Below are 17,818 nucleotides of genomic sequence, written 5' to 3'. Positions count from 1 at the left end.
GGTATGGTACTCTCTTCAGAGTGCTTTGGCACGCCCTCGTATCCCAATTGGTAGAGGAAGCAGCCTCAAAATCTGCGCAGTGTGGGTTCGAGTCCCACCGAGGGCACTTTAGTTAGGAGTTCGCTGAAATTATTACGAACCCCACTGTTGGGTAATTCAAGAAAGAGGTTGGCATGGCTGCAAGGAAGAAGTCCGAAGAACCGAGTATCAACGTCGATGAGGTGCTGACCGACGAAGAGCTCAAGGCCGTGGCCGATGAAAGCGAACCTGCTGAGCGCAAGGTCAAGCCCGAGGACGGTCCGCGTACCGTTGTCGTGGCCGAAGACGAAGCCGTGAACCGCATGGATCTGGTCGCCATGCTGGAAGACAACGGTTATGAGGTCGTTGGTCAGGCCGCCAACGGCGAGGAGGCCGTGGAACTGACCCGCAAGTACCGCCCCGATGTGGTGTGCATGGATGTCAAGATGCCGCGTATGGACGGCATCGCCGCTGCCGGCATCATCTGCGATGAGAACATCGCCCCCGTCGTCATGCTCACCGCATTCTCCCAGACCGATCTGGTGAAGAAGGCCACCGGCGCCGGCGCCATGGCATACGTCACCAAGCCGTACGAGGAATCCAAGCTGCTGCCGACCCTCGAGGTGGCCATGGGCCGTTTCGCCGAGATCAACGATTTGCTGGACAACGTGGAGCGCAGCGAACGCAAGCTCAAGGAAACCACCGACCAGCTCAAGGAAACCGAAGAGAAGCTCAAGAAGGCCGAAGACACGCTTGAGGAGCGCAAGCTCGTCGACCGCGCCAAGGGTCTGCTGATGGACAAGGCGGACTTCTCTGAGCAGGGTGCCTTCCGTTGGATTCAGAAGACCTCCATGGACCAGCGCATCCCCAAGAAGCGCCTGGCTCAGGCCATCATCGCCAAGTACGGCGATCCGAAGCCTTCTGATTCGGGCGAACGCTGATTATCGGCGTCGCCGTGCTGAGTCGTAAAGTAACACAAACACACTATGGGAGAGGCCAGCGTGACCGTACCCACCAATGAAACATTGCTGGTGGTGGACGGCCACTCGCTGGCCTTCCGTGCATTTTTCGCCCTGCCGGTCGACAACTTCAGCACCTCCAGCGGCCAAGCCACCAACGCCGTCTGGGGTTTTGCCACCATGCTCGCGCAGGTGATCGATGCGGAGAAGCCCGACCATCTGGGCGTCGCCTTCGATGTGAAGGGCGGCACATTCCGCAATGAGATGCTTCCGCAATACAAAGGCACCCGTGAGGCGGCTCCCGAAGAGCTGCTCACCCAGCTGCCATTGATTCAACGCATGCTCACGGCCCTCGGCGTCGCATACATCGAGAAGCCGGGATTCGAAGGCGACGATGTGATCGCCACCCTCGCCACCATGGGAGATAAGGCCGGCTACCACACACTGGTATTGTCCGGAGACCGAGACGCCTTCCAGCTGGTGGATGACAACGTCACCGTGTTGTACCCGGGCCATCACTTCAAAGACCTGAAGCATATGACGCCGCAGTCCATCGTCGACAAATACAAAGTCACTCCCGCGCAATATCCGGATCTGGCGGCGCTCCGCGGCGAAACCGCCGACAATATTCCCGGTGTGCCCGGCGTAGGCGACGGCTTTGCGGCCAAGTGGATCAACCAATTCGGTTCCCTCGACGGCATTTGCGAGCACGCCGATGAAATCGGCGGCAAAAAAGGCGAATCGCTGAGGGCCAATATCGACCAGGTCAAGCTCAATCGCAAAGTCAACGCACTGGTACGAGACGTCGATCTAGGCGTCGATATCGAGGATCTGACATTCGGCACCGTGGACGTGGCACAAATCGACGCCCTGTTCAAGGAGCTTGAATTCGGACCGCGTACCAAGAGTCGTGTACTGAAAACCTTCAATACCGGGGCCAAGGTTTGCAACACATCCGGAGCCGGCGAGTCTACGAATAATGAACAGGACAAGCGGGATAGCAACCTCGATCTGAACCTGCCGGAACCCACGAGCATCACTGCTCCGGAGCAGTTCGACGAATGGGTCAAGGCCCATCGCGCCGAGGTCAAAGTTCCCGGTGAAATCGCCGATTTCACGGTTTCCGACTATGGCGATGGATCGCAGCGGCATACCGTCTGCGGCGACGCGGTCGGCCACGCTTGGACCGTGGCCGCATGGGGCGACGAAAGGCCGGGGCGTGCCACGGCACAAGCCATTGCTGTTGCCACGGCAACATCAGCGGCCATTGTGCCCCTTCCAATCACCGATACCCTGCGAGCACAGTTTGCGCGGTTCCTGAAAAGCGAACACTCCCGCACCATCGTGCATGGGTATAAAGAATTGCTGCATCTTCTGGGCGCGGTAGATCTTGACATGGACCTGCCGATGTTTGACACCAAGCTTGCCGGGTATCTGACCCAACCGGATTTCCACGCCGATAGCCTCAAGCAGGCGGCCGAGCACTTCCTCGACATCCACTTCACCGAAACCGAACAGCCTTCGCAAGGCACGTTGGACTTCGATGACGATCAGGTCGAAGAAGATCCGAACGAACATCGTCTGCGCGATTTGGCCATTATCCGCAGCCTCGCCGTCACGCTCGGGCCGATTATCGACGAGCGTGAACAATGCTGGCTGATGCGCGCGATTGAACTTCCTGTTTCCCGCGTGCTGCACGGCATGGAGCACACAGGAGCCAAAGTCGATAGCGTTCGACTCGTTTCCATGCGTGACCAGTTTGCCGCCGAGGCTCGTCAGGCGCAGGAAATGGCTTGGGAGTATGCCGGCACCGAAATCAACCTGCAAAGTCCCAAGCAGCTGCAGAAGGTGCTGTTCGAAGATATGGGTTTGAAGCCCACCAAACGTACCAAGTCCGGCTCATACACCACGAATGCGGCCGCATTGCAGGATCTGTATGTCAAATCAGTGGACAATGAGCGGGCCAACGGTTTCCTCGGGGCGTTGCTGCGCCACCGAGAGATCAACAAGCTCAAGCAGATCGTTCAAACGCTGATCGATGCCACCAATACATCAGATGAGCGCATCCACACCACTTTCGAGCAAACCGTCGCGGCCACCGGCCGATTGAGCTCCGTGGACCCGAACCTGCAGAACATCCCCAATCGGAACGCCGCCGGCCGTGAGATTCGCGGCGTGTTCGTGCCGGGGGAGGGGTACGAGGCCTTGATGAGCTGCGATTACTCACAGGTCGAGCTGCGCATCATGGCTGATCTGTCCGGTGATGAGGCGCTGATCGAAGCGTTCCGCTCCGGAGCCGACTTCCACAAATACGTGGCCTCGATGGTCTACAAGCTGCCGGTCGACCAGATCACCGGCGACCAGCGCAGCCATGTAAAAGCCATGAGCTACGGATTGGCCTATGGTCTGAGCACGTATGGTCTCGCCCAGCAGCTCAAGATCGCGCCACGTGAAGCGGAAGCGTTGAAAAACCGGTATTTCGATACCTTCGGCAAGGTGCACGATTACCTTGAATCGCTGGTGGCCAATGCCCGAGAGAAGGGGTATACGGAAACCATTTTCGGACGGCGTCGCTACTTCCCGGCCCTGCATTCGACCAATCGTGTTGCGCGTGAGGCCGCCGAACGTGCGGCACTCAACGCACCGATTCAGGGATCTGCCGCCGACATCATGAAGATCGCGATGATTCGCGCCGAGCAGACCTTGGCCGAGGCCCACGTCAAGAGCTGTATCATTCTGCAGATTCACGATGAACTGGTAGTGGAAATTGCGCCGGGAGAAGGCGACCAGGTCACCGAACTGGTACGCAACGCCATGGAACACGCCGTCGACCTTGCCGTGCCGCTGGACGTATCGTGCGGCATCGGTTCCGACTGGCAGCTCGCTGCACACTGACAATTTCTAGCTCCCCTCGGGTGAGGAGGCTGAGCCGTTGAGCAAACAGTCCAGTGGATTGTTTGTAGGCGAAGGCGAGCCGATAGTCGAGCAACGAAGAGCACGAGCATGGCTTGTCCGCAATTGCAGAATGAGTCCCTTGCCGCAATAGCCCACTACAATGGGACATATGCCGAATCTCAAGCAAGTCATCGACGTTCTCGAGACCCTGTACCCATTGCGCTACGCCGAGGAATGGGATGAGCCGGGTCTCATCGTCGGCGATCTGAGCCACGACGTGCACCGCATCGTGTTCGCCGCCGACCCGACCTCCGCCATCATTGACAAGGCCATCGCTACTGGCGCGGACCTGCTCATCACCCATCACCCGTTGTTCTTCCGTTCCGTACACGAGACGAGCGGACTCGGTTTCCGGGGCGACATCGTCCGCAGGCTCTACCAGCAAGGCTGCGGGCTGTGGGTAGGGCACACCAATGCTGACGCTGCGTATCGCGGCGTGGGGCAGGCGGCGGCCGACTACTTCGGACTCATCGACCAGAAACCACTCGTGCCGATTGACGATGCCAACGCCTCTCATCCGGTCGGCTTGGGGCGTGTGGGTCGTTTGCCGAAGCCTGTTGCCCTGAAGGATTTCGCTCAGCGTGTATTCGACGAAGTGTCCGATCATGGCATGACCACCGCGCTCGGCATCCAGGTATGCGGCGATTCGGACACTTTTGTTCAGTATGTGGCCATTCTGCCTGGCTCCGGTGACTCCCTGTTCAACGAGGTGCGTGCCACCGGTGCGGACGTGTACGTAACCAGCGATTTGCGTCACCACCCGGTGACCGACGCCATCGAACAAGCCCGGTATGAAGCCCGTATGAGGGCCCAAGGCATCATGCTCGGCCATGGAATGGCGGGGGAGAGCCATGTGCGTCCCTGCTTCATCAACACCCCTCATGCTGCCATCGAATCCATGTGGTTCAACTACGCGATCGATGACGTGCCAGCCGCCATCGAACAAGCGACCGGAGCAAGGCCTGAAGTCGAGTGGTTCCACGACACGACCGATCCATGGACGCTGTCCATTACCGCGCATCGAGATTAAGACGCTATAGTGACGTGGCGAAAACGTTTTTTCCGAGGAGATGACATGTTTGGGGGAAGCAAGCAGGAACAACTGGAGCATCGGCTCGACCATAAGCTGAACGCCTCCTCGGACGGCATCGACATGGACGTGCCCGCCAAAGTGATCAGTAGCGAAACCGTTTATACCGGGCGCATCTTCCACGTGGACGACATGCGCATCGCTCTGACCGACAAGCAGGGCAAGGAACACGAGATCGGCCGCCAGGTGCTGCGTCACGCCCCCTGTGTGGTCATGCTCGTGCACGACATGTCCACCGACCGTTACCTCATCGAACGCGAATACCGTGCCGGATCGGACATGTTCGCCTACGGGCTTCCCGCCGGTCTCATGGACGAGGGCGAGGACATCATGGACGCGGCCCTGAGGGAACTGGCCGAGGAAACCGGCGTGGTGCCGGACCGTGACACCATGGGTGTTGACTTCGTGGGCGATTTCTACTCGTCCGAAGGCATGACCGACGAACTGGCCCACATCATGGTGTTGCATTTGGGCCCGTTCAGGCGGGAGCAGCGCCATTTCGACGCGGACGAGCACGTGGAATCCGCGTGGATTCCGTGGAGCGACCTTGCCGCCACGCGCATCACCTCATCCAATTCGATGATCGCCATCCAGCATGAGGCGTTGCGCAGACTCATCGCCAGGAACTCCGACAAAGACAAGCCGTCGCTGTTCTCCTGACGTTCAACTCCCCGGCACATCAGTGACACAAGAAAGTGGGATACTGAAAACTATGCAGATCAGACCTGGATCAATGTATCCGCTGGGCGCCAGCTATGACGGCGCCGGTGTGAACTTCGCGCTGTACTCACAGGTTGCGCAGAAAGTCGAGCTATGCCTGTTCGACGAGCACGATGCGGAAACGCGCATCGAAATGACCGAACAGAACTCATACGTATGGCATAACTACATCCCCGGCCTCCAGCCCGGCCAACGCTACGGCTACCGCGTCTACGGTCCCTATGACCCGATGCACGGCCTCAGATGCAACCCCAACAAACTGCTGCTCGACCCGTATGCCAAGGCCATCGAAGGCAACATCGACGGCGACGAAAGCCTGTTCTCCTACTGGTTCAAAAGCCCGGACGACACCTCGGCGATGAACGACCTTGACTCGGCCGCCCACACCATGAAGTCGGCCGTCATCAATCCGTATTTCGACTGGGGCAACGACCAGCACCCCTACATCTCGTACCACGATTCGGTAATCTACGAGGCGCACGTGCGCGGCATGACCAACCTCAACATGGACGTGCCGCCGGACATCCGCGGCACCTACGCCGGCCTGGCCTACCCGAGCGTCATCGAATACCTGAAGAAGCTCGGCATCACCGCCATCGAACTCATGCCGATCCACCAGTTCGTCAACGACTCCTTCCTGCAGGAGAAGGGCCTGTCGAACTACTGGGGCTACAACACCATCGGCTTCTTCGCGCCGCACAACGCCTACTCCTCTTCCGGGGAACGCGGCGAGCAGGTCAACGAATTCAAGTCCATGGTCAAGGCCTACCATCACGCCGGCATGGAAGTCATCCTCGACGTGGTGTACAACCACACCGCCGAAGGCAACCATATGGGCCCCACCCTGAGCTTCAAGGGCATCGACAACGCCTCCTACTACCGACTGGTGGAAGGCGACCAGCAGCACTACTTCGACACCACCGGTACCGGCAACTCGCTGCTCATGCGCTCGCCGCACGCGCTGCAGTTGATTACCGATTCGCTGCGCTACTGGGTTACCGAAATGCACGTCGACGGCTTCCGCTTCGATCTGGCCGCCACGCTGGCACGCCAGTTCCAGGAGGTCGACAAGCTGTCTGCGTTCTTCGACATCGTGGAGCAGGACCCGATCATCTCGCGCGTGAAGCTGATTGCCGAACCGTGGGATCTGGGCTCCGGCGGCTATCAGGTGGGTGGCTTCCCGTCCAGCTGGTCCGAATGGAATGGCCGCTACCGCGACACGGTGCGCGACTTCTGGCGCTCGCAGCCCTCCACGTTGCCCGAATTCGCATCACGCCTCATGGGCAGCTCCGATCTGTATCAGGTCAACGGCCGTCGACCGGTGGCGTCCGTGAACTTCATCACCGCGCATGACGGTTTCACGATGAACGACCTGGTCAGCTACAACGAAAAGCACAACGAAGCCAATGGCGAGGGCAATCGCGACGGCGAGAGCAACAATCGCTCTTGGAATTGCGGCGTTGAAGGCCCGACCAATATTCCGGACGTCAACGACTTGCGTCAGCGTCAGATGCGCAACATGTTCGCCACGTTGCTGTTCAGCCAGGGTATCCCGATGATTTGCGGTGGCGACGAAGTGGCCCGCACCCAGCAGGGCAACAACAACGCCTACTGTCAGGACAACGAGATCTCCTGGACCAACTGGCATCTTGACAAGGGACGCAAGGAACTGCTCGCCTTCGTTTCCAAACTCATTCATCTGCGTTTGGATCATCCGGTGTTGCACCGCCGTCGCTTCTTCACAGGCCGTGAGCCCGGCGACGATTCGAACATGATTCCGCAGGTCGAATGGTTCGACCACACCGGTTCGATCATGGATATGGACGACTGGCAGAACACGCATGCGTTCTCCATGATGATCTATCTGAACGGTTCGGATATTCCGGAGGTAGACTGGTACGGCAACCGGATGGTCGACAATGACTTCATCCTGATCTTCAACGCGCATTACGAGCCGATTATGTTCACCCTGCCGGATGAGCGATACGGCCGCAAATGGCAGCTGGTCGTGGATACGCACAACCCGGATAGGCCGGAACTGAGCTATGAGGCGGGCTTCATGATCACCGCCCAGTCCCGCAGCTTCCTCATGCTCATGAGCGACAAAAAGCCCAAGAAGCCCATGGGCCTATAACCAGACCGAATTTAAGCTCCCTCTGACGAGGGAGCTCCCAGTGTAGCCGGGTGAGGGAGAGACCGCAGCAAAGCCGCGAACTCCTACTCGCGCCCCTTACGCTCCTCCACGAGCCGAGCATTCCCGAGCGCAAGCGGATGCTTGCCGACAAGCGGGCGCGGCTGGTCGAACAGCTTACGGAAATCCAGGATTCCATCGACTTCATCGACGCCAAACAGCGCTTCTACGACAACGTCCTATCCGGCGCAACCCCATACGTGAGCGTGCTTATCCCGTCCGCCGCGCTTGCAAAGGAGTCAGAGGAACCGGGAGAACTGAAGGGTGCGGAGAGGAAATAGGTTCGACCGAGCCGTTTCTTCCTCCGGGATGCAAGCGCGAACAACGGTTTGTTGTACCCGCGCTTGGCGAACGGGCCATGCCCTTAGACTGGAATCAGCAAGCGCACAGCGAGGCGCTCGAATCGTTTTCCGATGTCGGGAGGTAGTCATGTCGATCGGTCAGGTTATCAAAGTCGTGCGCGAGGAGCGAGGTCTTACGCAGTCGCAGTTCGCGCACGAGCTGTTCGTCACCCAACAGGCGCTTTCCCGCTGGGAGAAGGGAACGGCAGAGCCGAGCATCGACATGATTCGGCTGATCAGCACCCGTTTTGAGGCGCCGATGGCGAGGCTTATGGAAATGCCGGACAACGGTTTTTGCCAAAGTTGCGCCATGCCGTTCTATCGCCCGGAAGACCATGGCACCGAACCGGATGGAACGCGAAGCGGAGATTATTGCAACTACTGTTATGACGACGGCGTTTTTCTTCAGGCCTATGCCAATAGCGATGAATTGGTCGCCGCGTGTGCGCCGATGATGGCGGAATCCTGCCATATCAGCGTCGAACAGGCCGAGGATTGCATGTCGGCGCTGCTGCCAAACCTCAAGCGGTGGCGGCGTCAGGACGAGATCGATGCGGTGGCGGAAGGGGAATGAGCGATGGCGTTCGATTATAAGAAGGAGTATGCCGACCTGTATCAGCCGAAGACCATGCCGGCCATCGTCATGGTACCGGCGATGCGGTTCGTCGCGGTGGACGGTGTGGGCGACCCGAACGAAGAAGGCGGCGATTACGCCAAGGCGATGCAACTGCTTTACGGCATTTCGTTCACCGTCAAAATGAGCAAGAAGTCAAAGAACCCGGCCGAGCATATCGACGGGTACTTCGACTACACCGTGCCTCCGCTGGAGGGCTTATGGAGCATGGGGGAGGGTGTGTCCGGCGTCGATTACGCGCACAAAGCCGACTTCCATTGGACTTCGATGATTCGTCTGCCGGAATTCGTGACCGATAAGATCTTTGCGTGGGCCAAAGCATCGTTTGCCGTCAAACACCCGGAATCCGACGTCAATCGCGCATATCTCTTCGATTTCGATGAAGGCGTGGTCGCGCAGGTCATGCACAGGGGCCCGTACGACGACGAGCCCGCAACCGTGGCGATTCTGGATGACTACGCGCGCTCGCAAGGCTACGAGCTCGACCTCTCCGACGCCCGCCGACATCACGAAATCTACATATCCGATCCGCGCCGAGCAAAACCGGAAAACCTCAAAACCGTCATCCGTCATCCGGTAGTGAAGGTGGGTTGACTTTCGGCGAACTGCTCGAAGCGCTCACCGCGCAGTAGCGCAAACAATCTGCCGGAATCCTCACCGTGGTCAAAGAGCGCTACCAAGAACTCGATAAGCAAAATAACTAGAAGCACTGGTTCCTCTCGGAGAGATTCTGCCCGAGCGACCTTATGAATCCGGCACAGGTCATCTTTCCCGGTGCAGGAAGCATCCAGGCTCATGTGCATTGATGACGCCAATGGATTGCAGATAGGCGTAGACGATGGTGGTACCGATGAATCGCATGCCGTACGTCTTGAGATCCGCTGCGATGGCGTCGGACAGAGGGGATGTAGTCATGCCTGTCTCGTAGATGACGTGACGGCCGGTGAACCGCCAAATATAGTCGTCGAAACTGCCGTATGACGCCTGGATATCCCGGAATGCGTTGGCATTGCCGACCGTCGCGACTATTTTGCGACGGTTGCGGATGATGCCCGGATCGTTCATGAGTTCGGCAATTTTGTTCTCGTCATAGCGTCGGATCCGTTCGATGTCGAACCCCTCGAACGCCTGACGGAAACGTTCGCGTTTGTTCAGTACCGTCTCCCATGACAGTCCGGCCTGAAAGGTTTCGAGCACCAGCATTTCAAAGAGATGATGGTCATCGTGCGAAGGAACTGACCACTCAGCATCGTGATAGGCAACATAGACAGGATTGCTGAGGTTGCACCAGCCGCAACGTGGTCTTATATCGTCCATGTGCTCTCCCTATGGGTCGTTGGAGACGGTCGGTTTTAGATGTTGATTCGATGTGTGATCCAGTATAAACGGTGTGTTCGGATAGCGGTCTGGATGTGCGGATTGTCTGAACCATATTTGCCGGATTGCGGGTATAAAGGGGTTAGTTACTGCGGTTGCAGGTATTTCGGTACTAGTTAGGGGTGATTCTGGGCCCTTTTACCTGCAACCCACTCCCGCCCACGGGATTGCACAATCGGTTGCAGGTATTTTGGTGTCATTTGAGATTGGGAAGCGGAAATCGATGTCGCATGGAATCGAACTGACTAGCAGGTGAGGTCCCAACATCACAAAAGTCCCTTAGACCGCAAGGCCATATAGGTTCTACGGTCATCAGATAAAATCGGATAAATCGTTTAGCAGCCGGATAAAAGAAGAAGCCCAGAATCGTTGAGATTCCAGGCTTTTTTGTTTGTCGGGCTAGCCGGATTTGAACCGGCGACATCCTGCTCCCAAAGCAGGCGCGCTACCAAACTGCGCTATAGCCCGATGCGCCATTAAGGCACAAGTAATCATTATAAACGACGCTGGATACATTGCGTGTCGAGCATGTGAATTCAAAAAGGTTCTGGATTCTCTTGATAGCATATGAGCGACATCTTTATCCAATGATGCTCTACAACGACTGGGTTTGGATCTGCATCTGCTATTTCAGTTTAATTCAGTAACAACATTCATGAGGGTGTTGCAAGTCGTCACGTATTTTGGCATGATAAGCAGTGCTTTAGCCCGCAAGGGCGAGGCTCCAAGTCGCCGGGGGTATTCCCCGGCATTCCTTTTCCTCCAACGTTGTCAGGAGCCCATTTGAGCGAATTGAGCATCTTCGTGGAAAAATCTGGCGAGTGGGGTAAATACCATCTCATCACATTGGTGCTTCACGTCCAGTCCGATTCTGTAGCGGAACATATTGATAAGTATGAACGTCATTTGGCTGATTCCGGCTTGCCTGATATTCCATTCCATGTTTCAAATTTTCAGTAGAATGGCGACAGTCGAATCCCGCTGGCTTGCTAGTAAAGCATTGTCCTCGGGGGGAGTTTTGGTTGTTGTTGAAAGATAACGCGGCATTGAATAGATAGGGGAGGCCCGGCATGGGACGTCATCAGCGTGCAGAAACCTCCGGACTCATCTCCTTCTTGATTTGTGCCGTCGTTGGTGCGGTATCGATGAACCTGTACATGGAATACGCGCCGGCCATCTGGCAGCTGACGCAACGCCGGTTCATGGTGTGCGCGGGCATCGTGGCGTTATGCGGCGTCTTTTCCTTCATCATCGGCTATGGGCGCAAGTCCCGCTCCCTGAACCTCAGGCACGGTTGGTTCGCACCGATCCGCCGCGTCTTCGAGATCGCGTCCCTGTCCGTGGTGTATGCCGCGACCATTTTCCTGTCGTCGTTCGCACTCGTCGGCGTGGCCAACGACATGATGGGCAATGCCATCTTCTCCGGATACATCTCCAGCGTCTGCGCGGCGTTCGCCGGCGTGGTGGGATACATGACCTTCGTGCAGGCGGAGATGATGAACGCCAAGACCATCGCCGGCCTGTTGCCGTTCTTCGTCGTCTCCGGCGTGGCCACCGCCGGCATGACCACCGATGACCCGTACTGGTATCTCAACAATTTCTCCCAGCTTGGCGACCGCTCCACGTTCGCGGCGCGCATGTTCAACTCCACGCTGATCCTTGCCGGCTCGTGCATCATCATCGTCAGCTACTTCGCCATCTCCGAACTGGTGGCCACCGAACGGTTGCGGCGTCTATGGCATGACCGCACCAAAAGCGACCCGAACCGCGGCTATGAGATCCCGCATTTCGCGGCGCGCATCGCCGTGCTGTCCCTCCTGCTGACGGTGTCCGGCCTGGCGTTCATCGGCATCGGCGTCTTCCGATACACGCCGCACCATATCCTGCACAATGTGTGCGCCAAGGGACTGCCGGCCGTCATGCTGCTGCTGTTCGGGCTCCTGCCGTGGCTGGCGCCGCGCCTCTCCAAAGCCGTGATGGTGGCTTCCGACCTGACCGCGCTCGTGTGCGCCGCGTTCTGGGCCAATATGATGTTGGGCCACAACACCCTGACCAATGTGGAGGCGTTGGCCGGCATGGCCTTCCTCGGCTGGTTCATCGTGTTTTCGCGCCAGATCGCCGCCATCGAAGCCGACCGCGTGGCCGCCCAGCTGCTGCACGCGCAGGCCATCGAAGGCGGTTTCGAACAGCCGCATGACGAGCCCGACCAGCAGATCGAATCCCGCATCGCCGCCGACCGTTGATAGATATCTCGTTCATTAGGTCGATTTATCGTTCATTTGGTAGGTTCGGTGTCCTACGCCATGTTGGAATCGCGCCATTTCAAAGGTGGGTGCGGAGGCTGACCTACCTAATGAACGACAAATCGACCAAATGAATGACAGCGGACGCTCTGGAGCCTCCAAATACTGATAGATTTGGCCTTATGACTGAACAACTTACGAATCTCTGGCCTGCCCCGCTCGCCACACAGCCGTTGAACGCTACGGTAACGGTGCCGGGCAGCAAGTCCCTATCCAACCGCTACCTGATTCTCGCCGCCCTCGGCAGCAAGCCCGTTACTCTGATTGGCCTGCTGCGTTCGCGCGACACGGACCTTATGATGAACGCCCTCGAAGTCCTCGGTGTCCGCTGCGACGTGGATTCCGCAACCGACACCACCGTAACGGTTACTCCTCCCGTATCCGGCCGATTCCATGGCAACGTCAATGTGTTCTGCGGACTGGCCGGCACGGTGATGCGTTTCGTGCCCGGCCTTGCCCTGTTTGCAGATGGCCCAGTGAATTTTGATGGCGACGAACAGGCTTATGCACGCCCGATGAAGCCGGTGCTTGACGGTTTGGAACAGCTGGGTGCAACGGTTGATTATCACGGCGAGATTGGCCGTCTGCCGTTCACTATTACGCCGCCTGCAACCTTGCCGGCTGCCCAGGCGCATGTCAGCATCGATTCGTCCGGTTCTTCCCAGTTCATCTCCGGCCTGTTGCTGATTAGTTCCAAACTGCCTGGCGGTCTGCACCTCACGCACACGGGGGAGAAGACCCCGAGTCTGCCGCACATTCGCATGACTGTGGCTGATGTGACCGGTGCTGGCGGAGCGGTTGAGGCCGATGAATCCGCCCGCACATGGACGGTTGAACCGCGCGCAATGCAACTGCCGAGCAAGGTGACTGTTGAGCCCGACCTGTCGAACGCGGCGCCATTCCTCGGCGCGGCATTGATCGCCGGCGGCACGGTCCGGGTGCCTCATTGGCCTGAGACCACCACCCAGCCGGGTGGTTTGTTGCCGGGCTATCTGGAACAGATAGGTGCCAAAGTATCGTTCCCGACAATCGATGGCGTGCGCTATTGCGAGGTGACCGGTGACGGCATCGTGCGTGGGCTGGGTACGTTCGATTTGACGGCGGCCGGGGAGATTGCGCCCTCGTTGGCGGCGATTCTGGTGTTTGCTGATAAGTCGACAGGCATGGTTGGTATTGGTCACTTGCGCGGCCACGAAACGAATCGTCTGGAGGCATTGGTCAACGAGATTCGTCGTGTTGGGGGAGCGGCTGAGGAATTGCCTGATGGATTGCGTATCGAACCGGTGCCGGCGGAGACGTTGCACGGTGCCGTGATGGAAACCTATGCTGATCACCGTATGGCCACGTTCGCCGCGATGCTGGGGCTGCGTATTCCCGATATCGAGGTCATCAACGTGGCCACCACGCGCAAGACCTTGCCTGATTTCGTCGGTATGTGGAGCGGCATGCTGGCCGCCTGACCGGCCTTCCCTGTGCGCCGGGTACGAGCGAGGGGCTGTTGATTCTCTGGGAATCAACAGCCCCTCACAGTGTTGCAACTAGAGATTAGTGAGATGCCTAACGGCGGTTACTTACTTGGCGAAGGTGTTGCCGTAGGTGTCGGTGCCGGCTTCGGCGATCGCGGCGGACTTGCGGGCGATGGCCAGCTCCTCGTTCGTCGGAATCACGGCGATGACCACGGAGGAGTCCGGAGTGGAGATGATGCGCGGCTCCTTGGAGCGCACGGCGTTCTTCGCCTCGTCCAGCTTGACGCCGAACGGAGCGAGCTTGTCGCACACCATCTTGCGGACCACATCGTCGTTCTCGCCCACACCGGCGGTGAAGGTGATCACATCGCAGCCGCCCATCTGATAGGTGTAGTTGCCGATGTAGCTGACGATACGGTGCACGTAGACATCGAGGGCCAGCTTGGCGTCCTCGTTGCCCTCGGCCACCAGACGGTGGACCTCGCGCAGGTCGCCGTAGCCGGTCATGCCCATCATGCCGGAACGCTTGTTGAACAGGGCGTCGAGCTCGTCCACGTTCATGTGGGCGTTGCGGATCAGGTGGAAGACCACGGCCGGGTCGATGTCGCCGGTGCGACCGCCCATCATCAGGCCCTCAAGCGGGGTCAGGCCCATGGAGGTCTCGACCGGCTTGCCGGAGATCTCGGCGGAGGCGGAGGCGCCGTTGCCGATGTGCAGGACGATCTGCTTGAGGCCTTCGGCCGGCTTGCCGATGACGCCCGGCACCACGGAGGAGATGTATTCGTGGGAGGTGCCGTGGGCGCCGTAGCGGCGGATGTGGTACTGGTCGGCGATCTCCTTGTTCAGCGCGTAGGTGCTGGCGGCCTTCGGCAGCTGGAAGAAGAAGGAGGAGTCGAACACGAAGATCTGCGGAACATCCGGCAGCAGGGAGCGCATGACCTCGGCGCCCTTGGCCTCCGGGCCGTTGTGCAGCGGGGCGAGCACGGCCAGATCCTTGACCTGGTTGATGGTCTTGTCGGTCACGAGGGCCGGGTTCGGGAAGATGGAGCCACCCTGCACCACGCGGTGGCCGACGGCGACGATACCGGCCTCGGACAGCTTCGGGCCGTACTCCTCGAAGAAGCCGAGCACGCGCTTGAGACCCTGCTCGTGGTCGTGGATCGGCTCTTCAAGCTCATGCTTTTCGCCGTTGTACTCGTGCTTGTAGTGGCCGTCGACCGGTTCGCCGATCTTCTCGACAAGACCGGAAGCGAGGCCTTCGCCGGATTCAAGATCAACCAGCTGGTACTTGATCGAGCTGGAGCCGGAATTGATGACAAGGACGGTTTTCGCCATTGTGGGCATCCTCCATTGTGATTGAATGTTCCCGTGAGACACGGGTTACCGTTGATTAGATTACTCGTTGCTTGCTACAAAATAAGCATTACAGTGGCTCCCGCTGGCGGGAGCTGGCGGCGAAGCCGACTGAGGGTGGTTCTGCTTCGCGCCTGACCACCCTCAGTCACGCTGTGCGTGACAGCTCCCGCTGGCGGGAGCTAAGCCGGGCTCACTGCGCTTCGATGGCGGTGAGGGCGATGGTGTTGATGATGTCCTGCACCAGAGCACCACGGGACAGGTCGTTCACCGGCCTATTGAGACCCTGCAGCACCGGGCCGATGGCCAGGGCGCCGGAGGAGCGCTGCACGGCCTTGTAGCCGATGTTGCCGGCGCACAGGTCCGGGAAGACGAACACGTTGACATGTCCGGCTACGTCGTTGCCCTTGGCCTTGGTGGCGGCCACGGTGGGCGACCAGGCGGCGTCGAACTGGATGGGACCGACCACCGGCAGATCGGGCGCCTTCTCCTTGAGCAGCTTGGTGGCCTCCTCCACCAGATCCACGTCCGGGCCCTTGCCCGAGCCGAGGGTGGAGTAGGAGAGCATGCCGACCTTCGGGTCGATGCCGAAGGCGCGGGCGGTCTCGGCGGACTGCAGCGCGATCTCGGAAAGCTGCTCGGCGTCCGGGTTGAGGTTGATGGCGCAGTCGGCGAACACGGCCACATGGTCCTTGAAGCACATGAGGAACGCGCCCGAGACCAGTTTCTGGCCCGGCTTGGTCTTGATGACCTGCAGGGCGGGGCGCACGGTGTTGGCGGTGGAATGCACGGAACCCGAAACCAGGCCGTCGGCATAGCCGAGCACCACCAGCATGGTGCCGAAGTAGCCGGCGTCGGTCAGTTGCTTGCGGGCCTGCTCCTCGGTCATGCCCTTCTTGGCGCGCAACTCGCACAGTTTGGCCACCATCGGCTTGAGCACGTTCTCGTCGTCCATGGCCTGGAATCGGGCGCGCCCCAGACTGTTCAGCCCCAGTTCCCGGCCGCGGGCCAGGATGGCGTCCTTGTCGCCCACGATGATGAGGTTCACGGTCTCACGTTCGAGCAGGTAATCGGCCGCCTTGATGATGCGGTCCTCCTCGCCTTCGGGCAGCACGATGGTCTTCTTGTTGCTCTTGGCCTTGCCGAGCAGGTCGAATTGGAAGGCGTACGGCGTGACCGGCGCGGTGACGTCCACGTCGAGCGCGGCGAGCACCTCGTCGATGGGAGCGTGCTTGCGGAAGGTCTCAAGGGCCAGGTCCTTGGTGGATTCGTCGGTGAAGGGCACCTGCGGCAAAGTCCAGACCGGCAGGCCGTATTTGGCGAGGGTCTCTTTGACGGAGAAGGCATGACGCGGCTCGCAGCCGGTCACGAAGATGCCGAGCACCGTATTGCCCGCGGCGCGCATGCCCTCGATGGACAGTTGCACGGTTTCGTCGAGCTCGTGCGGCCATCGGTCCATGGTGCACACGGCCAGGAATACCCCGGCCTTCAGATCGGCGGCGACGTCCGCGTTGAACTCGTAGGTGGTCGGGTCGTTGACGTGGGATTTGTCGGTGCCGACGATCAGGGCGGCGTTCGCGCGGGAGACCTCCATGGCGTAGTTGAACTCGCCGACGATGTCTCCGCGGGCGGTGTCCTTGTCGGCGCGCACCTTATGCACGTCGAGGCCGGTGGACAGGGACACGCCGAGCCCCGCATTGGAGGCGGCGAGCAGGATGGGGGTGAATTCGTCATGGTTCGACACGGCCGGCCGGAACACCATGGTCTTGTATTTGGAGGTCAACGCATTGAGCACGCCATAGGCGACGACGTTGCGTCCATTGGCGCCTTCGGGGCTGGCGATGTATACACGGGTGACGGTCACGATGTCTCCTTTGATATCAGCATGATAGGGACCATCATTCATTGTAGTGGCGATCACCGTTACCGTTCACGCAGTGTCGTGGCGGGGGAGACGCAAAAGGCCGATGCGTGAAGCACCGGCCTTGATTGTGGAGCTAGGGGGATTCGAACCCCCGACCCTCTCCATGCCATGGAGATGCGCTACCAGCTGCGCTATAGCCCCGAGTGAAGCTATCCGATTCATGGGAGTCGAGATACCCACCACGAACCAGCGGAGAAACCATCACATCATGCAACCTGACGGCTTCATCGTGGAGCTAGGGGGATTCGAACCCCCGACCCTCTCCATGCCATGGAGATGCGCTACCAGCTGCGCTATAGCCCCGTTCTTTAATTGTTGGCCCGTCGTTCGGACCTCGTATACATTACGCCGGGATGCCGATTCCGGCAACACTCGGCGTGTCGCCAAATGACAGAAGTGTGATTTGGCGACACTTTTTGGCTTGTTTCCGCCATTATTCAGACATTGAGTCATTCAGTTATTGCTTGAACGGTTCCGAATACAACGG

14 protein-coding genes and 4 tRNA genes are annotated in these 17,818 nt (G+C 59.1%); 12 read left to right on the top strand and 6 right to left on the bottom strand.

The annotated features are described in order from the left end of the window. Positions 1 to 32: 32 nt before the first annotated feature. The 9 genes from MMB48_RS07675 (at position 33) to MMB48_RS07635 (ending at position 9,502) form a co-directional block, all read left to right on the top strand. Positions 33 to 106: transfer RNA gene (locus tag MMB48_RS07675), tRNA-Leu, on the top strand. 67 nt (positions 107 to 173) lie between these two features. Beyond that, positions 174 to 959, top strand: a complete 786-nt coding sequence (locus MMB48_RS07670; protein ID WP_012578043.1) for an ANTAR domain-containing response regulator — start codon at positions 174 to 176, stop codon at positions 957 to 959. A 45-nt stretch (positions 960 to 1,004) separates the two neighbouring features. Then, positions 1,005 to 3,872, top strand: a complete 2,868-nt coding sequence (gene polA / locus MMB48_RS07665) for a DNA polymerase I (protein WP_032744354.1) — start codon at positions 1,005 to 1,007, stop codon at positions 3,870 to 3,872. Between the two features lie 169 nt (positions 3,873 to 4,041). Next, positions 4,042 to 4,962, top strand: a complete 921-nt coding sequence (locus MMB48_RS07660; protein WP_014485018.1) for a Nif3-like dinuclear metal center hexameric protein — start codon at positions 4,042 to 4,044, stop codon at positions 4,960 to 4,962. A 45-nt stretch (positions 4,963 to 5,007) separates the two neighbouring features. Then, on the top strand, positions 5,008 to 5,682 hold the full coding sequence (locus tag MMB48_RS07655; RefSeq protein ID WP_012578040.1) for an NUDIX hydrolase: 675 nt from the start codon (positions 5,008 to 5,010) through the stop codon (positions 5,680 to 5,682). Positions 5,683 to 5,755: 73 nt separating this feature from the next. Then, on the top strand, positions 5,756 to 7,876 hold the full coding sequence (gene glgX / locus MMB48_RS07650) for a glycogen debranching protein GlgX (RefSeq protein WP_032744353.1): 2,121 nt from the start codon (positions 5,756 to 5,758) through the stop codon (positions 7,874 to 7,876). A gap of 50 nt (positions 7,877 to 7,926) precedes the next feature. After that, on the top strand, positions 7,927 to 8,214 hold the full coding sequence (locus tag MMB48_RS07645; protein ID WP_230581236.1) for a hypothetical protein: 288 nt from the start codon (positions 7,927 to 7,929) through the stop codon (positions 8,212 to 8,214). A 148-nt stretch (positions 8,215 to 8,362) separates the two neighbouring features. Further along, a complete protein-coding gene (locus tag MMB48_RS07640) occupies positions 8,363 to 8,848 on the top strand; it encodes a zinc ribbon domain-containing protein (RefSeq protein ID WP_032744352.1) in 486 nt (161 codons plus the stop codon). 3 nt (positions 8,849 to 8,851) lie between these two features. Continuing rightward, on the top strand, positions 8,852 to 9,502 hold the full coding sequence (locus tag MMB48_RS07635; RefSeq protein ID WP_032744351.1) for a GyrI-like domain-containing protein: 651 nt from the start codon (positions 8,852 to 8,854) through the stop codon (positions 9,500 to 9,502). Positions 9,503 to 9,670: 168 nt separating this feature from the next. On the opposite strand, the gene MMB48_RS07630 is transcribed toward MMB48_RS07635, so the two are convergent. Together MMB48_RS07630 and MMB48_RS07625 are read right to left on the bottom strand one after the other, a co-directional pair. Next, positions 9,671 to 10,225: a DNA-3-methyladenine glycosylase I gene (locus tag MMB48_RS07630; protein ID WP_032744350.1), complete on the bottom strand. Its 555-nt coding sequence runs from the start codon at positions 10,223 to 10,225 to the stop codon at positions 9,671 to 9,673. Positions 10,226 to 10,679: 454 nt separating this feature from the next. After that, positions 10,680 to 10,753, bottom strand: a tRNA-Pro gene (locus MMB48_RS07625). A gap of 315 nt (positions 10,754 to 11,068) precedes the next feature. Here MMB48_RS07625 and MMB48_RS07620 point away from each other — a divergent pair. The 3 genes from MMB48_RS07620 (at position 11,069) to aroA (ending at position 14,048) form a co-directional block, all read left to right on the top strand. Beyond that, on the top strand, positions 11,069 to 11,245 hold the full coding sequence (locus tag MMB48_RS07620) for a hypothetical protein (protein ID WP_155270630.1): 177 nt from the start codon (positions 11,069 to 11,071) through the stop codon (positions 11,243 to 11,245). 110 nt (positions 11,246 to 11,355) lie between these two features. Beyond that, positions 11,356 to 12,528 (top strand): hypothetical protein, encoded by a 1,173-nt coding sequence (locus MMB48_RS07615; RefSeq protein WP_032744349.1) that lies wholly within the window; start codon positions 11,356 to 11,358, stop codon positions 12,526 to 12,528. 182 nt (positions 12,529 to 12,710) lie between these two features. After that, positions 12,711 to 14,048 carry a 3-phosphoshikimate 1-carboxyvinyltransferase gene (gene aroA, locus MMB48_RS07610; RefSeq protein ID WP_032744348.1) on the top strand — a complete coding sequence of 446 codons (1,338 nt, stop codon included), beginning with the start codon at positions 12,711 to 12,713 and terminating at the stop codon, positions 14,046 to 14,048. A gap of 111 nt (positions 14,049 to 14,159) precedes the next feature. On the opposite strand, the gene MMB48_RS07605 is transcribed toward aroA, so the two are convergent. The 4 genes from MMB48_RS07605 to MMB48_RS07590 form a co-directional block, all read right to left on the bottom strand. Next, complete coding sequence (locus MMB48_RS07605) at positions 14,160 to 15,389, bottom strand: acetate/propionate family kinase (protein WP_032744347.1); 1,230 nt, start codon at positions 15,387 to 15,389, stop codon at positions 14,160 to 14,162. A 211-nt stretch (positions 15,390 to 15,600) separates the two neighbouring features. Continuing rightward, positions 15,601 to 17,271, bottom strand: coding sequence for a phosphate acetyltransferase (gene pta, locus MMB48_RS07600; protein ID WP_032744346.1), 1,671 nt, complete (start codon positions 17,269 to 17,271; stop codon positions 15,601 to 15,603). A 128-nt stretch (positions 17,272 to 17,399) separates the two neighbouring features. Further along, positions 17,400 to 17,472: transfer RNA gene (locus MMB48_RS07595), tRNA-Ala, on the bottom strand. An 89-nt stretch (positions 17,473 to 17,561) separates the two neighbouring features. Then, positions 17,562 to 17,634, bottom strand: a tRNA-Ala gene (locus MMB48_RS07590). Between the last annotated feature and the right edge of the window lie 184 nt (positions 17,635 to 17,818).

This window comes from Bifidobacterium sp. FKU (assembly GCF_026016385.1).
GTDB lineage: Bacteria > Actinomycetota > Actinomycetes > Actinomycetales > Bifidobacteriaceae > Bifidobacterium > Bifidobacterium infantis.
This window is presented reverse-complemented; position numbering and strand designations above follow the sequence as displayed.

Coding starts and splice junctions, on each gene's coding strand:
- MMB48_RS07615 (WP_032744349.1), top strand. CDS start 11,356: ATGGGACGTCATCAGCGTGCAGAAACCTCCGGACTCATCTCCTTCTTG.
- MMB48_RS07635 (WP_032744351.1), top strand. CDS start 8,852: ATGGCGTTCGATTATAAGAAGGAGTATGCCGACCTGTATCAGCCGAAG.
- MMB48_RS07660 (WP_014485018.1), top strand. CDS start 4,042: ATGCCGAATCTCAAGCAAGTCATCGACGTTCTCGAGACCCTGTACCCA.
- polA (WP_032744354.1), top strand. CDS start 1,005: ATGGGAGAGGCCAGCGTGACCGTACCCACCAATGAAACATTGCTGGTG.
- MMB48_RS07670 (WP_012578043.1), top strand. CDS start 174: ATGGCTGCAAGGAAGAAGTCCGAAGAACCGAGTATCAACGTCGATGAG.
- glgX (WP_032744353.1), top strand. CDS start 5,756: ATGTATCCGCTGGGCGCCAGCTATGACGGCGCCGGTGTGAACTTCGCG.
- MMB48_RS07605 (WP_032744347.1), bottom strand. CDS start 15,389: ATGGCGAAAACCGTCCTTGTCATCAATTCCGGCTCCAGCTCGATCAAG.
- MMB48_RS07640 (WP_032744352.1), top strand. CDS start 8,363: ATGTCGATCGGTCAGGTTATCAAAGTCGTGCGCGAGGAGCGAGGTCTT.
- MMB48_RS07630 (WP_032744350.1), bottom strand. CDS start 10,225: ATGGACGATATAAGACCACGTTGCGGCTGGTGCAACCTCAGCAATCCT.
- MMB48_RS07655 (WP_012578040.1), top strand. CDS start 5,008: ATGTTTGGGGGAAGCAAGCAGGAACAACTGGAGCATCGGCTCGACCAT.
- aroA (WP_032744348.1), top strand. CDS start 12,711: ATGACTGAACAACTTACGAATCTCTGGCCTGCCCCGCTCGCCACACAG.